Source organism: Phytobacter palmae (assembly GCF_039409775.1).
Lineage (GTDB): Bacteria > Pseudomonadota > Gammaproteobacteria > Enterobacterales > Enterobacteriaceae > Phytobacter > Phytobacter palmae.
Window position 1 is genome coordinate 73,454 of sequence record NZ_JBCIVJ010000002.1, and the last position, 21,654, is coordinate 95,107.

16 protein-coding genes are annotated in these 21,654 nt (G+C 52.7%); 6 read left to right on the plus strand and 10 right to left on the minus strand.

Translation table 11 applies throughout. The features are described 5' to 3' along the window. Positions 1-11 precede the first annotated feature (11 nt). A complete protein-coding gene (feoC, locus tag AAIG39_RS03050; protein WP_090083976.1) occupies positions 12-257 on the plus strand; it encodes a [Fe-S]-dependent transcriptional repressor FeoC in 246 nt (81 codons plus the stop codon). Between the two features lie 28 nt (positions 258-285). On the opposite strand, the gene AAIG39_RS03055 is transcribed toward feoC, so the two are convergent. Both AAIG39_RS03055 and bioH read right to left on the minus strand, forming a co-directional pair. Continuing rightward, positions 286-555, minus strand: coding sequence for a YdgH/BhsA/McbA-like domain containing protein (locus tag AAIG39_RS03055; protein WP_343193168.1), 270 nt, complete (start codon positions 553-555; stop codon positions 286-288). A 108-nt stretch (positions 556-663) separates the two neighbouring features. After that, on the minus strand, positions 664-1,437 hold the full coding sequence (bioH, locus tag AAIG39_RS03060) for a pimeloyl-ACP methyl ester esterase BioH (RefSeq protein ID WP_090083973.1): 774 nt from the start codon (positions 1,435-1,437) through the stop codon (positions 664-666). A 38-nt stretch (positions 1,438-1,475) separates the two neighbouring features. Between bioH and gntX the strand changes: the two genes are divergently transcribed. From gntX to gntT, 3 genes are all read left to right on the plus strand, one after another. After that, the gene (gene gntX / locus AAIG39_RS03065) at positions 1,476-2,159 is read left to right on the plus strand and encodes a DNA utilization protein GntX (protein ID WP_343193169.1); all 684 of its coding nucleotides are present in this window, start codon (positions 1,476-1,478) and stop codon (positions 2,157-2,159) included. 58 nt (positions 2,160-2,217) lie between these two features. After that, positions 2,218-2,793 (plus strand): Fe-S biogenesis protein NfuA, encoded by a 576-nt coding sequence (nfuA, locus tag AAIG39_RS03070; protein ID WP_090083970.1) that lies wholly within the window; start codon positions 2,218-2,220, stop codon positions 2,791-2,793. A gap of 333 nt (positions 2,794-3,126) precedes the next feature. Next, entirely contained in the window at positions 3,127-4,443 is a 1,317-nt protein-coding gene (gene gntT, locus AAIG39_RS03075) for a gluconate transporter (RefSeq protein ID WP_090083969.1), read from the plus strand. Between the two features lie 59 nt (positions 4,444-4,502). Here the strand turns inward: gntT and malQ are convergent, their stop codons facing one another. Further along, positions 4,503-6,590: a 4-alpha-glucanotransferase gene (gene malQ / locus AAIG39_RS03080; RefSeq protein ID WP_090083967.1), complete on the minus strand. Its 2,088-nt coding sequence runs from the start codon at positions 6,588-6,590 to the stop codon at positions 4,503-4,505. 9 nt (positions 6,591-6,599) lie between these two features. Then, on the minus strand, positions 6,600-8,993 hold the full coding sequence (malP, locus tag AAIG39_RS03085) for a maltodextrin phosphorylase (protein ID WP_343193170.1): 2,394 nt from the start codon (positions 8,991-8,993) through the stop codon (positions 6,600-6,602). Positions 8,994-9,632: 639 nt separating this feature from the next. Between malP and malT the strand changes: the two genes are divergently transcribed. Beyond that, complete coding sequence (gene malT / locus AAIG39_RS03090) at positions 9,633-12,338, plus strand: HTH-type transcriptional regulator MalT (RefSeq protein ID WP_047372812.1); 2,706 nt, start codon at positions 9,633-9,635, stop codon at positions 12,336-12,338. 40 nt (positions 12,339-12,378) lie between these two features. Here malT and AAIG39_RS03095 read toward each other — a convergent pair whose 3' ends face one another. From AAIG39_RS03095 to glpE, 3 genes are read right to left on the minus strand one after another with little or no spacing between them, the layout of a single operon-like run. Next, positions 12,379-13,137, minus strand: coding sequence for a DeoR/GlpR family transcriptional regulator (locus AAIG39_RS03095; protein ID WP_090083961.1), 759 nt, complete (start codon positions 13,135-13,137; stop codon positions 12,379-12,381). 17 nt (positions 13,138-13,154) lie between these two features. Then, positions 13,155-13,985 (minus strand): rhomboid family intramembrane serine protease GlpG, encoded by an 831-nt coding sequence (gene glpG, locus AAIG39_RS03100; RefSeq protein WP_090083959.1) that lies wholly within the window; start codon positions 13,983-13,985, stop codon positions 13,155-13,157. Positions 13,986-14,044: 59 nt separating this feature from the next. Beyond that, positions 14,045-14,374, minus strand: coding sequence for a thiosulfate sulfurtransferase GlpE (glpE, locus tag AAIG39_RS03105; protein WP_090083957.1), 330 nt, complete (start codon positions 14,372-14,374; stop codon positions 14,045-14,047). 241 nt (positions 14,375-14,615) lie between these two features. Between glpE and glpD the strand changes: the two genes are divergently transcribed. After that, positions 14,616-16,121 (plus strand): glycerol-3-phosphate dehydrogenase, encoded by a 1,506-nt coding sequence (gene glpD, locus AAIG39_RS03110; protein ID WP_090083955.1) that lies wholly within the window; start codon positions 14,616-14,618, stop codon positions 16,119-16,121. Between the two features lie 244 nt (positions 16,122-16,365). Here the strand turns inward: glpD and glgP are convergent, their stop codons facing one another. From glgP to glgC, 3 genes are all read right to left on the minus strand, one after another. Further along, positions 16,366-18,813 (minus strand): glycogen phosphorylase, encoded by a 2,448-nt coding sequence (gene glgP / locus AAIG39_RS03115; RefSeq protein ID WP_090083953.1) that lies wholly within the window; start codon positions 18,811-18,813, stop codon positions 16,366-16,368. A 19-nt stretch (positions 18,814-18,832) separates the two neighbouring features. Then, on the minus strand, positions 18,833-20,266 hold the full coding sequence (gene glgA, locus AAIG39_RS03120; protein WP_090083952.1) for a glycogen synthase GlgA: 1,434 nt from the start codon (positions 20,264-20,266) through the stop codon (positions 18,833-18,835). A 91-nt stretch (positions 20,267-20,357) separates the two neighbouring features. Further along, on the minus strand, positions 20,358-21,644 hold the full coding sequence (gene glgC / locus AAIG39_RS03125; protein ID WP_085006299.1) for a glucose-1-phosphate adenylyltransferase: 1,287 nt from the start codon (positions 21,642-21,644) through the stop codon (positions 20,358-20,360). Positions 21,645-21,654 lie beyond the last annotated feature (10 nt).

A 21,654-nucleotide genomic window follows, 5' to 3' on the forward strand; every position in this document is an offset into this window, starting at 1 on the left:
GGATAGAAAACATGGCATCGTTAATTGAGGTTCGCGATATGCTTGCTTTGCAGGGCCGGATGGAAATCAGCCAGCTCTGTAACGCGCTGCGTCTCTCCCGACCAATGGCCGATGCCATGCTGACGCGCATGGAAGCCATGGGCAAAGCGGTACGTTTTCAGGAAGAGGCGGATGGCTGTCTTAGCGGCGAGTGTAAACAATGCCCGGAAGGAAAATCGGCCTGTCAGCGTGAATGGTGGTCACTGACAGGATGCTGATAGCGGGTCAGGCGACCCGCTCATAATCTTACTTATAGACATCCGCCGTGGCATGGATGTCTTTTTCATTCTTCTCGCCACTGGTCACAACGAAATATTTGCCGCCCAACTCATCCGCTTTTTTCGACAGCTCTTTTTTCGCGTCCATTGGTGCCGAGGTATCTGACGTGGTAATCGTACCCACTTCGGTCAGATTCATACCCGCAACTTTATCTTTTTCGAGTTCCTCTGCCGCCATCACACCAAACGACAGGGAGCCAATCACCAGAGATGCAACAATACCTGTAACAAGTTTCATATACTTGATTCTCCTCGGGTTTTTAGATTTTGATGCTGCGGTAAAAAAAAGATAAGCCAACCGCAACAACGCTCTGAGTATTGTTGTGAAACGGCATTTTTTCCATAATTACATTCTGAAATTATTAAACTCCTTCAGAGCAATGCAGAAATCGTCCGGGTGAGAAATAAAAGGCGCATGGGCGGCTTTTGGAAATATCAGCGACTGACTTTGTGGCCAGCACGCATCCAGCGTGGCAACAATTTTGCGCGGAACCAGCCCATCTAACCGTCCATAAAGCCGCAAGAAAGGTGTCGCCAGCCCGGTCAGCGCTTCGCGCAGATCTTCTGTTTTCAGGATCTCCAGCCCACCGTTGAGCACCTCTGCTGAGGGCATTGGTAACGACAATACCGCCTGCTTAAGCTGACGCGCATCCTGACGGGCCGTCTCCGTACCCATCGTTTGCAGGGCCAAAAAGCGCTCGACTGTACGTTGAAAATCCTCGCTGAGCTGTCGCTGGAAACCGGCCAGCACATCCGGTTTGATGCCTGGCCATTCATCCTGTGCACTAAAACAAGGGGATGATGCGACCGTCACCAGACTGCTGACGCGCTCAGGGGCAAGAAGCGCAATCTTGCTGGCGACAAGCCCGCCGAGACTCCAGCCCACCCAGACTGCACGCTGCGGCGCCTGTGCCAACACGCGCTCGGCCATCTCCTGTAATGTCATTGCCGAAAATCCGCTACTGCGCCCGTAGCCCGGCAGGTCCACCAGATGCAATGTAAATTGCGAGCTTAGCTGCGGCACAATGCAATCCCAAACCTGCGCGTTCAGCCCCCATCCGTGCAGCAGCACAAGATGACAATTTCCTTCGCCTTTAGTTTCCCACCAGATGTTGTTCATCAGTTATCGTTCTCTTGCTTAAGACAGGGAGGGTGAACATGCTAACAGTGCCGGGCTTGTGCTGGCTATGTCGAATGCCGCTGGCGTTAACGCACTGGGGATTGTGCTCCTGCTGCACCCGGGCGGTGGTTGCTCCCCTCTCCGTTTGCCCGTGCTGCGGTTTGCCTGCGGCGAGCCAGACGCTGCCTTGCGGCAGATGCCTGCAAAAACCGCCACCGTGGCAGCGTCTGGTGGCGGTCAGCGATTACGCACTGCCGTTGAGTATGCTGGTGCATCAGTTCAAATTCGTGCGGCGTCCCGAAATGGCAAATGCCCTGGCCCGGCTGCTTGTACTGGCGGTCATCAACGCGCGCAGAGCCACAATGTGGCAGAAGCCCGACATGATTATTAGCGTACCGATCTCCCGGCATCGCCAGTGGCGCAGAGGATATAACCAAAGCGATCTGCTCTGTCGTGCCCTTAACCACTGGCTCGGTTGTCGTTATGAACAGAGCGCCATTGTCCGCATTCGTGCAACGTCCATACAACATCACCTCAGCGCACGGCTACGTAAGCGTAACCTGAAAAATGCTTTTCGCCTTGAATTGCCCGTACAGGGACTCCATATGGTTATCGTGGATGATGTCGTCACGACCGGCAGCACCGTCGCGGAAATAAGCCGGTTGCTTCTGCGCAACGGCGCGGCGTCTGTTCAGGTATGGTGCCTTTGTCGAACCTTGTAGACCCTCGATGATGGGCGTATTATAACCAACTAAAATAGTCAACTATTAGGCCATTGCTATGATCCGTATCTCTGATGCTGCGCAAGCGCATTTTGCTAAACTGCTGGCAAATCAGGAAGAAGGGACGCAAATCCGCGTATTTGTGATTAACCCAGGCACGCCAAATGCTGAATGCGGCGTCTCTTATTGCCCGCCAGATGCAGTGGAAGCAACTGACACCGCCCTGAAATTTGAACAACTCACCGCCTATGTCGATGAGTTAAGTGCACCGTACCTGGAAGATGCGGAAATTGATTTTGTCACTGACCAGTTGGGCTCCCAGCTTACCCTGAAAGCACCAAACGCGAAGATGCGTAAAGTGTCCGAAGACGCGCCGCTGATGGAACGTGTTGAATATCTGCTGCAATCGCAGATCAACCCGCAGCTGGCAGGTCACGGTGGCCGTGTCACGCTGATGGAAATTACTGAGGAAGGTTACGCCATCCTCCAGTTTGGCGGTGGTTGTAACGGCTGTTCAATGGTGGATGTGACGCTGAAAGAAGGGATCGAGAAGCAGCTGCTTAACGAATTCCCGGAGCTGAAAGGCGTACGCGATCTCACCGAGCACCAGCGCGGCGAGCACTCCTACTACTAAGCCACCTTCTTACCTTATGCTCTCCCGACAAGGGAGAGCATGTTACCTGTATCTTTCCACGCACAAACGCCTCTCTTTTTTGCATTCATTTCCTGCCTGGAGTATGACCGGCGTCTCACTTCGCAAATTTTGACCCGCCGGGTGATTCTCTTTTGATGAATGTTACCCGTATCATCTGTGTCAGTACCCAAAATATAAAAACATCCGGCTATCCTTTTAAAAAGGGGATGTAAGGCATATCGGTACTCCAGCGCTTCGTATTTACAGGGCTAAAACCTGCAATTACCGCTGAAAAACTGACGTTACCCATAACAAATTAAGGCCAGGTAAATCATGCCATTAGTCATCGTTGCTATCGGTGTAGTCTTGTTGTTGTTATTAATGATCCGTTTCAAATTGAACGGATTTATCGCCCTGATCCTGGTGGCACTCGCCGTCGGTATGATGCAGGGCATGCCTCTGGATGCAGTTATCAAATCCATCAAAGCCGGTGTGGGCGGAACGCTGGGCAGCCTGGCGCTGATCATGGGCTTCGGTGCCATGCTGGGTAAACTGCTGGCAGACTGCGGTGGTGCGCAACGCATCGCCACAACGCTGATTGCGAAATTTGGCGAAAAACACATTCAGTGGGCCGTTGTACTGACCGGCTTCACCGTGGGGTTTGCGCTGTTCTACGAAGTGGGCTTTGTACTGTTACTGCCGCTGGTTTTCACTATCGCAGCAGCAGCCCGTATCCCGCTGCTGTATGTTGGTGTCCCGATGGCGGCCGCGCTTTCCGTAACCCACGGTTTCCTGCCTCCACATCCTGGCCCGACCGCTATCGCCACCATTTTCCATGCGGATATGGGCAAAACCCTGCTTTACGGTACGCTGCTCGGTATCCCGACAGTTATTCTGGCAGGCCCGGTCTATGCCCGTTTTCTGAAAGGCATCGATAAGCCGATTCCGGAAGGCCTGTACAATAAGAAAACGTTTAGCGAAGAAGAAATGCCGGGCTTTGGCGTCAGCGTCTGGACCTCTCTGGTGCCAGTAGTGCTGATGGCCCTGCGTGCAGTTGCAGAGATGTTGTTACCGAAGGGCCATGCGATTCTGCCTTACGCTGAATTCTTCGGCGATCCGGTGATGGCGACCCTCATTGCGGTGCTGATTGCCGTATTCACCTTCGGCCTGAACCGTGGTCGTTCTATGGACGACATCAACGAGACCCTGACCAGCTCAATCAAAATCATTGCCATGATGTTGCTGATCATCGGTGGCGGCGGTGCATTCAAACAGGTTCTGGTAGATAGCGGCGTGGATAAATATATCGCTTCGCTGATGCATGAAACCAATATCTCGCCAATCTTTATGGCGTGGTCAATTGCCGCCGTTCTGCGTATCGCGCTGGGTTCTGCAACCGTTGCAGCCATCACTGCAGGCGGGATAGTCGCACCGCTGATTGCCACTACCGGCGTAAGCCCTGAACTGATGGTTATTGCTGTCGGTTCTGGCAGCGTGATTTTCTCTCACGTGAACGATCCTGGTTTCTGGCTGTTCAAGGAGTACTTCAACCTGACCATCGGTGAAACCATGAAATCATGGTCCGCACTGGAGACCATTATCTCCGTCTGCGGTCTGGTCGGCTGTCTGCTGCTGGGAACGGTGGTCTAAGTTTGACCGTTTAAGTAGCTGTTAAAAAGAGAACCCGCCGAATGGCGGGTTCTTTGTATTTACTTCTTCCCAGCCGCTTTCCGGCGTTTATCCAGGTCTTTAATTAACTTGTTGACGTTCTCATCGGCAAACATTTTTTCCAGCGACACAGCGAGCTTACGCCGCCAGTTTTTGTACTGGTAGCTGGTACCCGGAATGTTCACCGGCCCGGCCATATCCAGCCAGTCTTCCGGCTGTAGCCCAAGCAACGCACTATTACTGTCAGCAATATAACGCTGCATCCCACGATTAAGCACCGCACTCATCGGCATACGAGAAGCTTTATGCCCCACCCGCTTTGGCAAACAGCCATGAGCGTGAAGCGCATCCAGCAGCCCCTGTTTTGCCAGTTCGCGATCAAGATATAGCCCACGCAACACCACTTCATCCGGGTAAAGTCCCAGGGTCTTACCCAGCGTCAGGTCGCCACTTTCCCAGTATCCCCGCAACGTTGGCAAATCATGAGTGGTCGCCACCGCCATTGACTGGGCCGGATAGGCTTTGGGGGCACGGTAGCGCTTCTCGTGGTCATTTTCAAAATAGAGGACTTTGTAGGAGTAAACGCCGCTGTCGCGCAGCTTACTGACGATCTCCACCGGAACGGTCCCCAAATCTTCGCCAATGACCATACACTGATGACGTTGACTTTCCAGCGCGAGGATCGACAACAGATCGTCCACCGGGTACTGCACATACGCCCCATGATCCGCCGTTTCACCATACGGAATCCACCACAGGCGCAGCATGGACATCACATGATCGATACGCAGTGCGCCACAGCTTTTCATATTGGCGCGCAGCAATTCGATAAACGGTTCGTATGCCCGTGCGGCGATAATATGCGGGTCCATTGGCGGCAATCCCCAGTTTTGCCCCAGCGGACCGAGAATATCCGGCGGTGCCCCCACAGACGCTTTCAGGCAGTACAGCTCACGATCGCACCAGGTTTCCGAACCACCTTCGGCAACGCCCACGGCGAGATCCCGGTACAGCCCAATTGGCATATTATGACCCTGGCTTTCCTGCCAGCATTCGGCAAATTGCGTATATGCCAGCCACTGTAACCACAGGTAGAAATTCACTTCATCGGCATGGCTATCGCAAAAAGCTTTGACTTCCGGGCTATCGGTTGACTGAAAACCTTCCGGCCAGGCAGGCCAGCCCCAGCGTAGCGGATCCTCTTTCACCTGGTTGGCATGTAGCGCATCAAACGCCGCCTGCCAGTACAGGCTATCCCCCTCTTCCTTCACGAAGGCATGAAACGCAGCACGTAAATCGTCATCGTCTTTACGCTGTGAAAACTGCTGCCAGGCCAGGCGTAACGCCGCCAGCTTGAGGGCAGTCACGCCAGCGTAGTCGACAAACTCCGCGTCGCGGGCGGCATCCAGTGCCTTGCGCGTCGTAGGGAGTTTCCACCACGCCTGCGCCTCTTTGCTCAACTGAAAATCTTCTACCGCGTTAACATCGATATAAATGATATTCAGCCAGCGGCGAGAGGAGGGACTGTATGGACTGGCGCTTTCCGGGTTGGCCGGATAGAGCGCGTGAATGGGGTTCAGGCCGATAAACGCGCCACCGCGCTGCCCCACCTCGCCCAGCATAACTTTCAGATCGCCAAAATCGCCGATCCCCCAGTTACGTTCAGATCGCAAGGTATAAAGCTGTACGCAAGCCCCCCAGAGTTTTTTCCCTTCCAGCAGGGGCTGCGGCTCATAACAACGCTTTGGGGCGACAATTAAGCGACAATGCCAGCTCTGCTCATTCTGACGCAGCGTCAGCGTGTGATATCCCTGTGGCAATTTCGTCGGCAGGGTGAGATTTTTCCCCGCGTCGATCTGGCCCTTATGCTGCTGCCCATCTTCGGTGGTGATTATCCAGTTGAAAGTTCCGTTTCCCTCAATCGGTAATGACTTCTTCTTTCCCTGGGTATGAACCAGCACATTCGGGACCGGGGTTACCGCGACGGGTGTCGCGGTAACAGCGTGCATGGCGTCAAGCAAACGTCGTTTGGTTTCCGCACCAATAGACTGTGGTTTGCCATGCGCATTGATGTAATCCGGGCTAATTCCCGCCGCCAGCGCGGCATTATCAAGACGTTTGCTCACTATGGCGTTTCCTTAGCGTTTTGCCTGCCAGATACGGGTTTGGTAATCACGAATCGAACGATCCGAACTGAACATACCGCAACGCGCGGTATTCAATATTGTAGCCCTGGTCCAGGCTTCTTCATCACGATAGAGCGCGTCTACGCGTTTTTGCGCTTCAACGTAGGCAGCGAAATCCGCCAGAACCAGGTAGGGATCGCCACCCTGCTTACCAATGCTGTGCAGCATCTGGTCGAACGCATGCTTGTCGCCCTCACTGTATTTGCCGCTCTCCAGTTCTTTGAGCACCGCATCCAACAGTTTATCTTTCTTACGCCATTTCACCGGATCATAGCCTTTGGCTTTCAATGCTTTCACCTCTTCAACGGTATGACCGAAGATGAAGATGTTTTCATCGCCAACCTGTTCAGCAATTTCCACATTGGCCCCGTCAAGGGTACCGACGGTAAGCGCACCATTCAGCGCCAGCTTCATGTTGCCGGTACCAGAGGCTTCTTTGCCCGCGGTAGAAATCTGTTCAGATACATCTGCCGCCGGGATAAGACGTTCCGCCGCCGAGACGCAATAATCCGGCAGGAAAACCACTTTCAGCTTATCGCCCACCGTTTTATCGTTATTGATTACTGCGGCCACTTTATTGATGGCGTAAATGATATTTTTCGCCAGGTAATAGCCCGGCGCGGCTTTCGCACCGAAGAGGAATACGCGTGGTACGCGGTCTGCCTGCGGATTCTCACGAATCTCTTTATAGAGCGCCACAATATGCAGCAGATTCAGATGCTGGCGTTTGTATTCATGCAGACGTTTGATTTGGATATCAAACAGCGCATGCGGATTGATCTCAATGCCCGTACGCGCTTTAACAAAGGCCGCAAGCTGCACCTTATTTTCCTGCTTGATAGCGCGATATTGCGCGCGGAATTTCGCGTCGTCGGCAAATTTCTCCAGATTAATCAGTTGGTCGAGATCATTTGCCCATTCATTTTTTAACGACTTATCCAGTAATGCCGCCAGCGCCGGGTTGCACTGTTTAATCCAGCGACGCGGTGTAATACCGTTAGTAACATTGTGGAATTTCGTCGGCCATAGTTGGTGATATTCCGGGAAGAGATCTTTGACGACCAAATCGGAGTGCAGTGCAGCAACGCCATTCACTGCGAAGCCGCCGACAACGCACATATTGGCCATACGAACCTGCTTGTTATGCACCACCGCCAGTTTCGCCCACACGTCCTCATCGCCAGGCCAGGTTTGCTCAACCAGCACCTTAAAGCGATCGTTAATCTGTTTGATGATTTGCATGTGACGCGGCAGTAACGCTTTTACCAGTTTTTCATCCCAGCACTCCAGCGCTTCCGGCATCAGCGTATGGTTGGTGTAGGCGAAGGTTTTACTGGTAATAGCCCAGGCGTCGTCCCAGCTCAGTTGATGCTCATCAATCAGCACGCGCAGCATTTCCGGGATCGCAATGGTCGGATGCGTATCGTTAAGCTGAATAACTTCAAAATCCGGTAACTGGGCGATTTTACGTCCGGCCAGATGGTGACGACGCAGAATATCCGCTACGGAACAGGCACACTGGAAATATTGCTGCATCAGACGCAGCTTCTTGCCCGCCTGGTGGTTGTCATTCGGGTAGAGTACTTTGGTCAGTTTTTCGGCATCGATGCCCTGCTGCTCGGCACGCAGGAAATCACCGTCGTTGAATTTGGTCAGATCGAACGGGTGCGCATGGGTCGCTTGCCACAATCGCAGCGGCTGTGCCACGCCGTTACGGTAACCCAGTACCGGTAAATCCCAGGCTTCGCCAACAATCGTAAAGTCCGGCGTCCAGTGCCCGTCTTTGCTCACTTTGCCGCCAATTCCCACCTGCACATTCAACTGCGTATTATGGCTGAACCATGGATAGCTGCGACGGTTCCAGTCATCTGGCGCCTCTTTCTGCTGGCCATCGTCAAAAGACTGACGGAACAAGCCGTACTGATAGTTCAGACCATACCCGGTAGCAGACTGGCCTACCGTTGCCATGGAGTCCAGGAAGCAAGCCGCCAGGCGACCTAAGCCACCGTTACCCAGCGCCGGGTCAGTCTCTTCTTCCAGCAGATCGCTCAGATTAATACCGCTTTCCTGCAAAACGTCGCTTACCTCCTGATACCAGCCAAGGTTAAGCAAGTTGTTACCTGTCAGGCGACCAATCAAAAATTCCATTGAAATGTAGTTTACGTGGCGCTGGTTTTTCACTGGCTTAGCCAGCGGTTGTGCTACCAGTAATTCCGCCAGTGCGCCGCTCACAGCCTGCCACCACTGGTGAGATGTCATCTCCTGGGCAGCGTGCAAACCAAAATGTTGCCACTGACGCGTCAGGGCCGCCTCAAATTGCGCTTTATTAAACGTGGGCTTTGACATAGAGAATTCGGATCCTGTAATTGAAAAAACAACGTTAGCGCTAGTGTGCCAGGCTCATGAAATGACTTCCTCATCCTGCCAGGGATTCAACAGGGAGGAGTAGCAGGGATGAGCGAAAAGTGTGATCTCTGCCACCTAAAGTTAGCTGTTTTTTTAAGCACTTTTCAAGCGTTTGCTTTTTTACGGGACAAGGAAAAATACGCTGGCGCGTCTTTCGCGCGCAGTGGGGATAACGAGGGAGAATGCCGAAAAGATGAAATATTGTTTCAGGGAAATTATCACACCCGGCATCAACATAATTTGAGTAAATAATATTTTCTTAAATGATAATTTCGCCTTTTGCTATTTGTGCGATTGCAACGCCGTTTTGGGAAATATTCAACCAAAGCCCCTGAAAGATGCAAAACTATTTCGCCTTTTTTTGACTCGTTTTACTGCAAATCGGGCTGCATGCCCTTTCGCCACAGGTGCTGTCTCTTTATTCACAACTCAAATGGAAATGTGACCTGGTGCAAATTCACAATCGTCAGATCCGGACATAACTTGCAATAATTCGGAATTTATCCGACCTTGTTTATATTAATTACGAAGCGCAAAAAAATCGTTTTTCCCCTATGTCCTCACAGTGAAGTGATAACTATGTTGATCCCGTCTAAATTAAGTCGCCCGGTACGCCTCGACCATACTGTCGTTCGTGAGCGTCTGCTGGCTAAACTTTCCGGCGCGAACAATTTTCGGCTTGCGCTGATCACTAGCCCTGCAGGGTACGGAAAAACAACGCTCATTTCTCAATGGGCTTCCGGTAAAAATGACGTCGGCTGGTTTTCGCTGGATGAAGGCGATAACCAACAGGAGCGTTTTGCCAGCTATTTCATTGCTGCCATTCAGCAGGCCACCGGTGGGCATTGCGTCAGCAGTGAGGTGATGGCGCAAAAACGCCAGTATGCCAGTCTCTCCTCCCTCTTTGCCCAGTTGTTTATTGAGCTGGCAGAGTGGCAACGCGCGCTCTATCTGGTCATTGATGACTACCACCTCATCACCAACCCGGTGATTCATGAAGCCATGCGCTTCTTCTTGCGCCATCAGCCGGAAAACCTGACGCTGATTGTGCTGTCACGCAATTTACCGCAGTTAGGCATTGCCAACCTGCGCGTACGTGAACAATTGCTGGAGATCGGCAGTCACCAGTTGGCCTTTAATCATCAGGAAGCGAAGCAATTTTTCGATTGCCGCCTGACTTCGCCCATCGAAGCGGCCGAGAGCAGCCGCCTGTGTGATGACGTTGCCGGCTGGGCCACCGCATTACAACTCATTGCCCTTTCCGTACGCCAGAATCACAGTGCCGCACAGCAATCCGCTCGCCGTCTGGCGGGGATCAACGCCAGCCACTTGTCCGATTATCTGGTAGATGAAGTACTGGATAATGTCGATGCCAGCACGCGCCTGTTCTTACTGAAAAGCTCGCTATTACGCTCCATGAACGATGCGCTGATTGTCCGCGTCACCGGCGAAGAAAATGGTCAGATGCGGCTGGAAGAAATTGAGCGCCAGGGGTTATTCCTGCAGCGCATGGATGACTCCGGCGAATGGTTCAGCTACCACCCGCTGTTCGGCAATTTCCTGCGCCAGCGCTGCCAGTGGGAACTGGCGACCGAATTACCGGAAATTCATCGCGCGGCGGCAGAAAGCTGGATGGCACAGGGATTCCCCAGCGAAGCCATCCACCATGCGCTGGCCGCGGGCGACGGTATCATGTTACGGGACATTCTGCTGCATCACGCCTGGGGTTTGTTCAATCACAGCGAACTCAGCCTGCTGGAAGCGTCGCTGAAAGCACTGCCGTGGGAGAGCCTGCTGGAGAACCCACGCCTGGTACTGCTACAGGCCTGGTTGATGCAAAGCCAGCATCGCTACAGTGAAGTGAATACCTTACTGGCACGAGCCGAGCAGGAGATGACCACCCGAATGGATGCCTCCCTGCACGGTGATTTCAACGCGTTGCGCGCGCAGGTCGCGATCAATGATGGTGACGCCGTTGAAGCGGAACGTCTGGCTATGGTTGCCCTCGACGAACTGCCGCTCGCCAATTACTACAGCCGTATTGTCGCCACATCCGTACACGGTGAAGTGCTGCACTGCAAAGGGCAACTGACCAACTCCCTGGCATTAATGCAGCAAACCGAACAGATGGCGCGTCGCCATGACGTATGGCACTACGCCTTATGGAGTCTGATTCAGCAGAGCGAAATTCTGTTTGCGCAAGGCTTTCTGCAGGCCGCCTGGGAGACCCAGGAAAAAGGGTTTGTGCTTGTTCGCGAACAGCATCTTGAACAACTGCCAATGCACGAGTTCCTGCTACGCATTCGTTCACAATTGCTCTGGGCCTGGGCACGCCTTGACGAATCTGAGGCCGCCGCACGTCAGGGGATGGAGGTTCTCGCCTCCTTCCAGCCGCAGCAGCAGTTACAGTGTCTGGCGCTGGTGATTCAAAACTCGCTGGCAAGAGGCGATTTGGATAACGCTCGCGCACATTTGCACCGTCTGGAGAACTTACTGGGTAACGGTCAATATCACAGCGACTGGGTCTCGAACGCCGATAAAGTCAGGGTGATTTACTGGAACATGACAGGGGATCGCAAATCAGCAGCGCAGTGGCTTCGCCAGACGCCTAAACCGGAGTTCGCTAATAACCATTTCCTGCAAGGACAGTGGCGTAATATCGCCAGAGCGCAAATTCTGCTCGGTGATTTCGATCCGGCTGAAATGGTCCTTGAAGAACTTAACGAAAACGCCCGCAGCCTGCGTTTGATGAGTGATTTGAACCGCAACCTGCTGTTGCTTAATCAGCTGTACTGGCAGTCCGGGCGCAAAAACGACGCACAGCGCGTGCTACTTGAGGCACTGCAGCTTGCCAACCGCACCGGGTTTATCAGCCACTTTGTCATAGAGGGCGAGGCGATGGCGCAGCAACTGCGTCAGCTTATTCAACTCAACACATTGCCGGAGCTGGACCAGCACCGCGCACAGCGCATTCTGCGCGACATCAACCAACATCACCGGCATAAGTTTGCCCATTTTGACGAGAACTTCGTTGAACGTTTACTGAACCATCCGGAAGTGCCGGAGCTAATCCGCACCAGTCCGCTAACCCAGCGAGAGTGGCAGGTGCTGGGGCTTATCTACTCAGGCTACAGCAATGAGCAGATCGCCGGTGAGCTCGCCGTGGCGGCGACCACCATTAAAACGCATATCCGTAATTTGTATCAGAAGCTGGGGGTTGCGCATCGTCAGGATGCCGTACTGCATGCCCAGCGGTTGCTGAAAATGATGGGCTATGGCGTCTGAGTTCAGGTCGGGCTGGCGCAACGCCGCCCGACATTATCCCTTAGCACAACTCTAACTGGATGTTATTACTGGTGATGACCTGCATAACGCCTGCTGGTGGCATGGTATCGGTGTACACTGCATTCACCATGCTGATACTGCCCATATTAACCATCGCGTTGCGTCCAAACTTCGAGTGATCCACTACCAACATCGCATGGCGAGAGTTTTCAATGATCGCCCGTTTGGTGCGCACTTCGTGATAGTCAAACTCCAGCAGCGAACCATCAGCGTCAATGCCACTGATACCAAGAATGCCAAAGTCCAGACGGAACTGAGAAATAAAGTCCAGCGTGGCTTCGCCTACAATGCCACCGTCACGGCTACGCAATTCGCCGCCAGCGAGGATGACGCGGAAATCTTCTTTTTTCAGCAGCGTATTCGCCACATTCAGGTTGTTAGTCACCACGCGTAAATCGCTGTGATCGAGTAGCGCGTGCGCCACGGCTTCCGGGGTAGTTCCAATATCAATAAACAACGTTGCACCGTTCGGGATCTGGCTGGCCACTTTACGGGCAATCCGTTCTTTCTCCGCCGTTTGCGTCGCCTTACGGTCATGCCAGGAGGTATTGACTGAGCTGGAAGGAAGCGCAGCGCCACCGTGGTGGCGGAGGATTTTATTTTGATCAGCCAGATCGTTCAGATCGCGGCGAATAGTCTGTGGACTTACCGAGAATTGCTCTACCAGTTCTTCCGTGCTGACATATCCCTGCTGTTTAACCAGTTCAATGATCGCGTCATGACGTTGTGTTTGTTTCATGAAATGTCTCTGGATAATTATGTTCGTTTTCGCGCATTCAATGTATCTACCAGCGCCATTGCAAGACCAATCACCAGCCCGCCGGTGTGGGCGCCGATAGCCGTATCCACTGCTGAGATGCCAAACCAGTCAGCAACCAGTAACACGACCGTAAAAATAACCAGTCCACGAGGCAGCCAGACCGGGCGTGCCGGGTCTCGCTCACCGCGTAGCCACACATAACCAATCAGTGCATAGACCACACCTGACAGACCACCAAACCACGGTCCCGCCAGTTTGTACTGTAAAAAGCCGCTCAGTAATGCGCTTATAAGCGTGATTACCACCAGCTTGCCGCTTCCCAGACGTTTTTCAACTGCTCCGCCAAGATACCACCACCAGAACAGGTTAAAGATGATATGAACCAGCGAAAAGTGCATTAGCGCATGGCTAAAGTAGCGCCAGGCTTCAAATTGCACCGAGGCATCGTAGGGCCAGGCAAGCCAGACCATAATGGCCTGATCGCCATACATACTCATCAGGATATAAACCAGCACGCAAGCGGCGAAGACAGAGACGGTAATCGGCCCCCCGCGTTCACTCAGCGCCGCGCGCAGAGGAAATCCACGGTACCGTAAACCGCTGCCTGTTTCTCCGGATTGCCAGCTTGCGGCGAGATAACGCGGATCGGTAGGATTTTCCAGGAAACGCGCCAGTTCAGCTTTCACACGCTCAGCCTGGCTCTCGTCTGCCAGCCAGATATCGCTATGCGAGTGATGTTGAATGGTAAGAATGACGCCCTGTGTTTGCATGTAATCGACAAACGCCTGGGCGACGCGCGGGTTGGTAAATGATGTAATCATCAACATGGCTGGCGGTCGCTTTGTCTCTGGAAAAGAGCACAGTATAGCGGCAGATTCATCCCTCTCTAAAGGGATCCCTGCTCGACTTCCGCTGGAAAGTGACGGTGCCAGGCATCAAAGCCACCATCGACGCTGAATACCGCATCATAACCTTGCTGGAGCAGGTATTGCGCCGCACCTTTACTGCTATTGCCGTGGTAGCACATCACCATCACCGGGGTATCGAAGTCGGTTTCGCGCATAAACGCACCGAGCGTGTCGTTAGTTAAATGAAAAGCGCCCGGCGTGTGGCCAATCGCATAGCTTTGTGGGTCACGAATATCGACCAGAACCGCCTGCTTAAGCTGCAGTTTCTGGTGGGCCTCTTCAACATTAATACAGACAAAATGATCCATTCTGATCTCTTTTCTTTTATGTATGGCAGGTGGTACGCCTGCTTCCTTTCACACCCGACAGGGCGATAAAAGCGGGCAGCATAAGTTTACCGCTTAGTGTACGTCCTCCAGGTGGAGAAACACCATTATGTTATGTATATCACTCTAAATTGTTTTTCTGATGTTACCAAAAGCGCGATCTTTTGCTATTATGAGCGATATCGAACATTTTTGAGCTTTAACGAAAGCGCGTGAGGGGAGCATGGAAACCAAAGATCTGATCGTTATTGGCGGGGGCATCAACGGTGCCGGTATCGCGGCAGACGCCGCCGGGCGAGGTTTATCCGTGCTGATGCTTGAAGCACAGGACTTAGCTTGCGCAACCTCCAGCGCCAGCTCAAAATTGATTCATGGTGGCCTGCGCTACCTTGAACACTATGAATTTCGTCTGGTTAGCGAGGCGCTTGCCGAACGTGAAGTACTATTGAAAATGGCGCCGCACATTGCCTTCCCGATGCGCTTCCGCCTGCCGCATCGGCCCCACTTACGTCCGGCATGGATGATCCGTATCGGTCTTTTTATGTACGATAATCTGGGGAAACGCACCAGTTTACCCGGATCGCAAAGTTTGCGTTTTGGCTCAGAATCGGTCCTCAAACCTGAAATCGTGCGCGGTTTCGAATATTCTGACTGCTGGGTCGATGATGCGCGTCTGGTACTGGCGAATGCACAGATGGTTGTCAAAAAAGGCGGCGAAGTGCGCACCCGCACCCGAGCCATCTCAGCAAAACGTGAAAACGGTCTGTGGATTGTTGAAGCAGAAGATATCGACACCGGGGAAAAATTTAGCTGGCAAGCACGCGGTCTGGTCAATGCAACCGGCCCATGGGTTAAACAGTTCTTTGATGACGGAATGCATTTGCCGTCTCCGTACGGTATTCGCCTGATCAAAGGCAGCCATATCGTGGTGCCGCGCGTGCATTCGCAAAAGCAGGCTTATATTCTGCAAAACGAAGATAAGCGTATCGTTTTTGTGATTCCGTGGATGGATGAATTTTCTATCATCGGCACCACCGACGTGGAATATAAAGGCGACCCGAAAAACGTCGAAATTGAAGAGAGTGAAGTGAATTACCTGTTGAAGGTATATAACGCGCACTTTAAAAAGCAGCTGACGCGCAATGATATTGTCTGGACTTACTCCGGTGTGCGTCCGTTGTGCGACGATGAGTCAGATTCTCCACAGGCCATCACCCGCGACTACACGCTGGATATTCACGATCAGGACGGTAAAGCGCCGCTGCTTTCCGTATTTGGCGGCAAGCTCACAACCTACCGCAAGCTGGCTGAACATGCGATGGAAAAACTGGCCTCCTACTATGAAGGTATCGGCCCGGCATGGACCAAAAACTGTGTATTACCCGGCGGTGAACTGGCGGGCGATCGCGATGATTACGCCGCGAAACTGCGTCGCCGTTACCCGTTCATTACCGAATCGCTGGCTCGCCATTACGCCCGAACCTATGGCAGCAATAGTGAGCTGATTCTGGGTCAGGCAGGCTCAATTGAAGACCTGGGCGAACATTTCGGCCATGAACTTTATGAAGCCGAACTGCGTTACCTGGTTGAACATGAGTGGGTGCGCCGTCTGGACGATGCTATCTGGCGTCGAACCAAACTGGGCATGTGGCTCAGTGCCGACGAGCAGTCCCGTGTGGCCCAGTGGCTGACACGCCACAGCAAAGCGGAACTGTCGCTGGCTTCTTAATGATGAAAAACCCGCTGACGCATGCGCAGCGGGTTTTTTACGGTGCTATTTTGCCGGCCTTTGCAGCTACAGCATGGGCTCGCGACGAAATAGCACTAACCTGATTTAAACCATCTTCACCACCACCCGCCTCTGGCTCAGCCTTATTTATCGACCCATTACAGAGTGGCTCGTCTCCTTTTATATACTGAAAAAACGGAGCCCTGAGGCTCCGTGAGATTTTGGTGTTGAAAACCATGATGACTTACAGGCGTACCGGATCGATATGCCAGATCTGCTCTGCGTATTCCTGAATCGTTCTGTCAGATGAGAAGTAGCCCATATTGGCAATGTTGTGCATCGCCTTCGTAGTCCACTCTTCCGGGGTACGATAGAGCTCGTCTACCTTGTCCTGGCAATCAACGTAGCTGCGATAATCGGCCAGCACCTGATAATGGTCGCCAAAGTTAATCAGCGAGTCCACGAGGTCACGATAGCGTCCCGGCTCATTCGGACTGAACAGGCCAGTCGCGATTTGCGTCAGTACCTGATGCAGCTCCTCATCTTGTTCGTAGTATTCGCGCGGTGAATAACCTTTACGACGCAACGCCTCCACCTCTTCGGCAGTATTGCCAAAAATGAAAATGTTATCCGCCCCGACATGCTCAAGCATTTCTACGTTTGCACCATCCAGTGTACCGATGGTCAACGCGCCATTGAGGGCAAACTTCATGTTACTGGTGCCGGACGCTTCCGTCCCTGCCAGGGAGATCTGCTCAGAGAGATCTGCCGCCGGGATGATCACCTGCGCGAGACTAACGCTGTAGTTGGGGATAAAAACGACTTTCAGCTTATCGCCAATTTGTGGATCATTGTTGATCACCGCAGCCACATCATTGATAAGGTGGATGATGTGCTTCGCCATGTAGTACGCCGATGCCGCTTTACCCGCGAAAATATTGACGCGCGGCACCCACTCCGCTGTCGGATCCGCTTTGATACGGTTGTAGCGAGTGATCACATGCAGCACATTCATCAGCTGCCGCTTGTATTCGTGGATACGTTTGATTTGCACATCGAAGAGCGCTTTCGGGTTGACCACCACATTAAGCTGCTGGCCTATTACTGCCGCCAGGCGCTTTTTGTTCTCCAGCTTGGCATGACGAATCGCCTGATTTACCGTCGGGTAGTCGATATGCTGTTCCAGCTCACTGAGCTGGCTCAAATCGGTACGCCAGGTGCGGCCAATGTTTTGATCCAGCACGCCAGACAACGGCGGGTTCGCCAATGCCAGCCAGCGGCGCGGTGTGACACCGTTGGTCACGTTAGTAAAGCGCATGGGGAAAATGTTGGCGAAATCAGCAAACAGGGACTGTACCATCAGGTTAGAGTGCAATTCAGACACGCCATTCACTTTATGGCTCACCACCACAGCCAGCCATGCCATGCGCACGCGACGTCCGTTCGACTCATCGATAATCGACACACGACTCAGCAGGTCGATATCGTTAGGGTACTGTTCCTGAATGGTTTTCAGGAAGTAGTCATTAATTTCAAAGATGATCTGCAGATGGCGCGGCAGGATCTTACCGAGCATATCAATCGGCCAGGTTTCCAGCGCTTCGCTCATCAGCGTATGGTTGGTGTATGAGAACACCTGACAGGTCACCTCGAACGCCTCATCCCATGAGAATTTATGCTCATCAATCAGCAGACGCATTAATTCGGGGATCGACAACACCGGATGGGTATCATTCAGGTGAATCGCCGTTTTCTCCGCCAGATTGCTATACGTTTTGTGTAGCTGATAGTGGCGGCTCAAAATATCCTGCACAGTTGCCGATACCAGGAAATACTCCTGACGAAGGCGTAATTCCCGGCCTGAATAGGTCGAGTCGTCCGGATAAAGTACGCGAGATACGTTTTCGGAGTGGTTTTTATCTTCCACCGCCGCAAAATAATCACCCTGGTTAAATTTACCCAGATTGATTTCGCTACTCGCCTGCGCATTCCACAAACGCAGGGTGTTCGTCGCGTCAGTATCGTAGCCTGGAATAATTTGGTCGTAGGCCACAGCCAGAATCTCTTCGGTTTCCAGCCAATGGGACTTTTTACCTTCCTGCTGCACACGCCCGCCAAAGCGCACTTTGTAGCGCGTGTTATGGCGTTTGAATTCCCATGGGTTACCATATTCCAGCCAGTAATCCGGGGACTCTTTTTGCCGTCCATCGACAATGTTCTGCTTGAACATGCCGTAGTCATAGCGAATACCGTAGCCCCGGCCCGGTAAGCCGAGGGTCGCCAGCGAGTCGAGGAAACAGGCCGCCAGACGCCCCAGCCCGCCATTGCCGAGGCCCGGGTCATTTTCTTCGTCGATCAGCTCTTCCAGATCCAGCCCCATCTCTTCCAGAGCGTTTTTGACATCGTCATAAATACCTAATGACAACAATGCATTGGAAAGGGTACGGCCAATCAGAAACTCCATCGACAGGTAGTAAACCTGGCGCATTTCCTGAGAGAGCTGCGCACGGTTGGAGCGTAACCAGCGTTCTACCAGGCGATCACGCACCGCAAACAATGTAGCGTTCAGCCACTCATGTTTGTTGGCGATGACAGGATCTTTACCAATGGTAAACATCAGCTTGTAGGCGATCGAATGTTTTAACGCTTCGATGCTCAATGTGGGTGATGCATATGTAAAAGGTGCATTCATACAAGTGATTCCTGGAAAACTATTTCAACCGATAGTAAAGATCGCGATAGGATTGCGCAGCGACCTGCCAGCTAAAATCCATGCCCATCGCCTGACGCTGAACAAAGCGCCAGAGGGAGGGACGGGACCACAACACGAAAGCACGCCGAATCGCGCGAAGCAGCGACCAGGCATTACTGTCTTCAAATACAAAACCACTGGCGATTCCATCTGCCAAATTCTCCAATGAGCTATCGGTCACCGTATCCGCCAGCCCGCCCGTACGACGGACTAGTGGCAACGTGCCGTACTTCAATCCATAAAGTTGCGTTAACCCACAGGGTTCAAAACGGCTCGGGACCAGAATGACATCTGCCCCGCCCATAATGCGATGTGAAAACGCCTCGTGATATCCAATTTGCACGCCGACTTGCCCCGGATGTTCCGCCGCCGCAGCAAGGAAGCCCTCCTGCAGAACCGGATCGCCCGCGCCAAGTAGCGCCAGTTGCCCGCCCTGCTCCAGCAAACCGGGTAATGCCTCCAGCACCAAATCCAACCCTTTCTGGCTGGTTAAGCGACTGACCACCGCAAAAAGCGGCGCCTTGTCGTTTACTTTCAGCCCCATAGCGATTTGTAGCTGACGTTTGTTTTCCGCCTTTTCCTCCAGCGTATCCCGCGTATAACGCGAAGAGAGCAGCAGGTCTGTTGCCGGATCCCAAATTTTTTCATCAACGCCGTTCAGAATACCGGACAAACGCCCCTCAACTTGCCGCTGACGCAGCAGTCCCTCCATGCCATAGGCAAACTGCGGCTCGGTTATTTCGCGCGCATACGTCGGGCTGACCGCCGTAATATGGTCCGCGTAATAGAGCCCCGCTTTCAGGAAAGAGATCTGTCCGTTAAATTCCAGCCCATGCATATTAAAAAACGACGATGGCAACTGTATTTCACTCATATGTTGCGCGTAATACATCCCCTGGTAAGCCAGGTTATGTACCGTGAACACTGACTTCGCCGGTCGCCCTTTTGCCGCCAGATAGGCGGGTGCCAACCCTGCATGCCAGTCGTGGGCATGAACCACATCGGGTCGCCAGAACGGGTCAAGCCCGCTGGCCATCTCAGCGCCAACCCAGCCCAGCAAAGCAAAACGCAGGACGTTGTCGGTATAGGCAAAAAGATTAGTATCGTGGTACGGGCTCCCGGGACGATCGTAAAGATGCGGCGCATCGATTAAGTAGATCCCCACCCCGTTGAAATGTCCGAACAGCAATGAAATACGACCAGCAAATGTATCCCGCCGCGTGACCACTTGAGCATCAGTTACGCCGCGACGAACATCCGGGAATGCAGGCAGCAAAACGCGCGTATCAACGCCATCGGCAATTTGTGCCGCAGGTAATGCACCAATAACATCAGCCAGACCACCGGTCTTTAGCAACGGAAACATCTCAGAACATACATGTAAAACCTGCATTATCGCTCCTGTCAAAACCGCTAACATTTAGCGGACGTTAGCGGGAAAAACAGCGCGCGGACCCCTTCCGCGCAAGGTTATCTCGATGCTGTTACTCTTGTTGCAACTTGCGCAGCATTTCGCGCGTCACCAGTACGATGCCCTCTTCGGAGCGGTAGAACCGGCGAGCATCCTCTTCTGCGTTTTCACCAATGATCGTCCCTTCCGGGATGACACAGGCCCGGTCAATAACGCAACGCCGCAAGCGACAAGAGCGTCCGACCCAGACCTCCGGTAAAAGAACAGCAGAGTCGATATTGCAGAACGAATTCACACGCACCCGTGAGAACAATACCGATTGCACCACTACCGATCCGGATATTACACATCCACCGGAAACCAGTGAGTTCAGGGTCATACCGTGACTTCCCGATCTGTCCTGAACAAATTTCGCCGGTGGTAAAGATTCATTATAGGTACGTATTGGCCAGTTACGGTCATACATGTCCAGTTCAGGCACAACTGATGCGAGATCGAGGTTTGCTTTCCAGTACGCTTCAAGGGTTCCTACGTCACGCCAGTAGGGTTCTGATTCAGGGTCCGAATGCACACAGGACAGTGGGAAGGGATGTGCATAAGCCATGCCAGACTTGGTTATCAGCGGGATGATATCTTTGCCGAAATCGTGACTGGAATTTTCATTCTTGTCGTCTTCTTCGAGCAACTCATAAAGGTACTCAGCATCGAAAACATAAATCCCCATACTGGCGAGCGATTTTGTGCTGTCATTCGGCATTGAAGGCGGGTTGGCGGGTTTTTCGACAAATTCGATAACTTTGTCGTTTTCATCCACAGCCATTACGCCAAATGCACTTGCCTCTTCAATGGGCACCGGCAGACAAGCCACGGTGCAACGCGCACCTTTTTCGACATGATCTATAAGCATGCGTGAATAGTCCTGCTTATAGATATGGTCACCGGCCAGAATGACGATGTACTCCGCGCCATAGCGGCGAATGATGTCGAGGTTCTGCGTAACCGCATCAGCGGTGCCGCGATACCAGCTCTCGCCATGCACACGCTGCTGAGCAGGCAGGAGATCAACAAATTCGTTCATCTCTTCGTTGAAGAAGGACCAGCCACGCTGAATATGCTGCACCAGCGTGTGGGATTGATACTGCGTAATCACACCAATACGACGAATACCGGAGTTAATGCAGTTGGATAATGCGAAATCGATAATACGGAACTTACCGCCGAAGTGAACCGCGGGTTTGGCGCGTTTTTTTGTCAAATCTTTAAGGCGGGTCCCGCGCCCTCCCGCAAGTATCAGGGCTACAGATTTTAATGGCAGCTGGCGCGCTAACATTAAGGGATCGTTCTTATCTAATCTAACCATGACTAACTCC

Coding starts and splice junctions, on each gene's coding strand:
- glpE (WP_090083957.1), bottom strand. CDS start 14,374: ATGGATCATTTTGTCTGTATTAATGTTGAAGAGGCCCACCAGAAACTG.
- AAIG39_RS03095 (WP_090083961.1), bottom strand. CDS start 13,137: ATGAAACAAACACAACGTCATGACGCGATCATTGAACTGGTTAAACAG.
- glgC (WP_085006299.1), bottom strand. CDS start 21,644: ATGGTTAGATTAGATAAGAACGATCCCTTAATGTTAGCGCGCCAGCTG.
- glgP (WP_090083953.1), bottom strand. CDS start 18,813: ATGAATGCACCTTTTACATATGCATCACCCACATTGAGCATCGAAGCG.
- bioH (WP_090083973.1), bottom strand. CDS start 1,437: ATGAACAACATCTGGTGGGAAACTAAAGGCGAAGGAAATTGTCATCTT.
- feoC (WP_090083976.1), top strand. CDS start 12: ATGGCATCGTTAATTGAGGTTCGCGATATGCTTGCTTTGCAGGGCCGG.
- gntX (WP_343193169.1), top strand. CDS start 1,476: ATGCTAACAGTGCCGGGCTTGTGCTGGCTATGTCGAATGCCGCTGGCG.
- glgA (WP_090083952.1), bottom strand. CDS start 20,266: ATGCAGGTTTTACATGTATGTTCTGAGATGTTTCCGTTGCTAAAGACC.
- glpG (WP_090083959.1), bottom strand. CDS start 13,985: ATGTTGATGATTACATCATTTACCAACCCGCGCGTCGCCCAGGCGTTT.
- AAIG39_RS03055 (WP_343193168.1), bottom strand. CDS start 555: ATGAAACTTGTTACAGGTATTGTTGCATCTCTGGTGATTGGCTCCCTG.
- glpD (WP_090083955.1), top strand. CDS start 14,616: ATGGAAACCAAAGATCTGATCGTTATTGGCGGGGGCATCAACGGTGCC.
- malP (WP_343193170.1), bottom strand. CDS start 8,993: ATGTCAAAGCCCACGTTTAATAAAGCGCAATTTGAGGCGGCCCTGACG.
- malT (WP_047372812.1), top strand. CDS start 9,633: ATGTTGATCCCGTCTAAATTAAGTCGCCCGGTACGCCTCGACCATACT.
- gntT (WP_090083969.1), top strand. CDS start 3,127: ATGCCATTAGTCATCGTTGCTATCGGTGTAGTCTTGTTGTTGTTATTA.
- nfuA (WP_090083970.1), top strand. CDS start 2,218: ATGATCCGTATCTCTGATGCTGCGCAAGCGCATTTTGCTAAACTGCTG.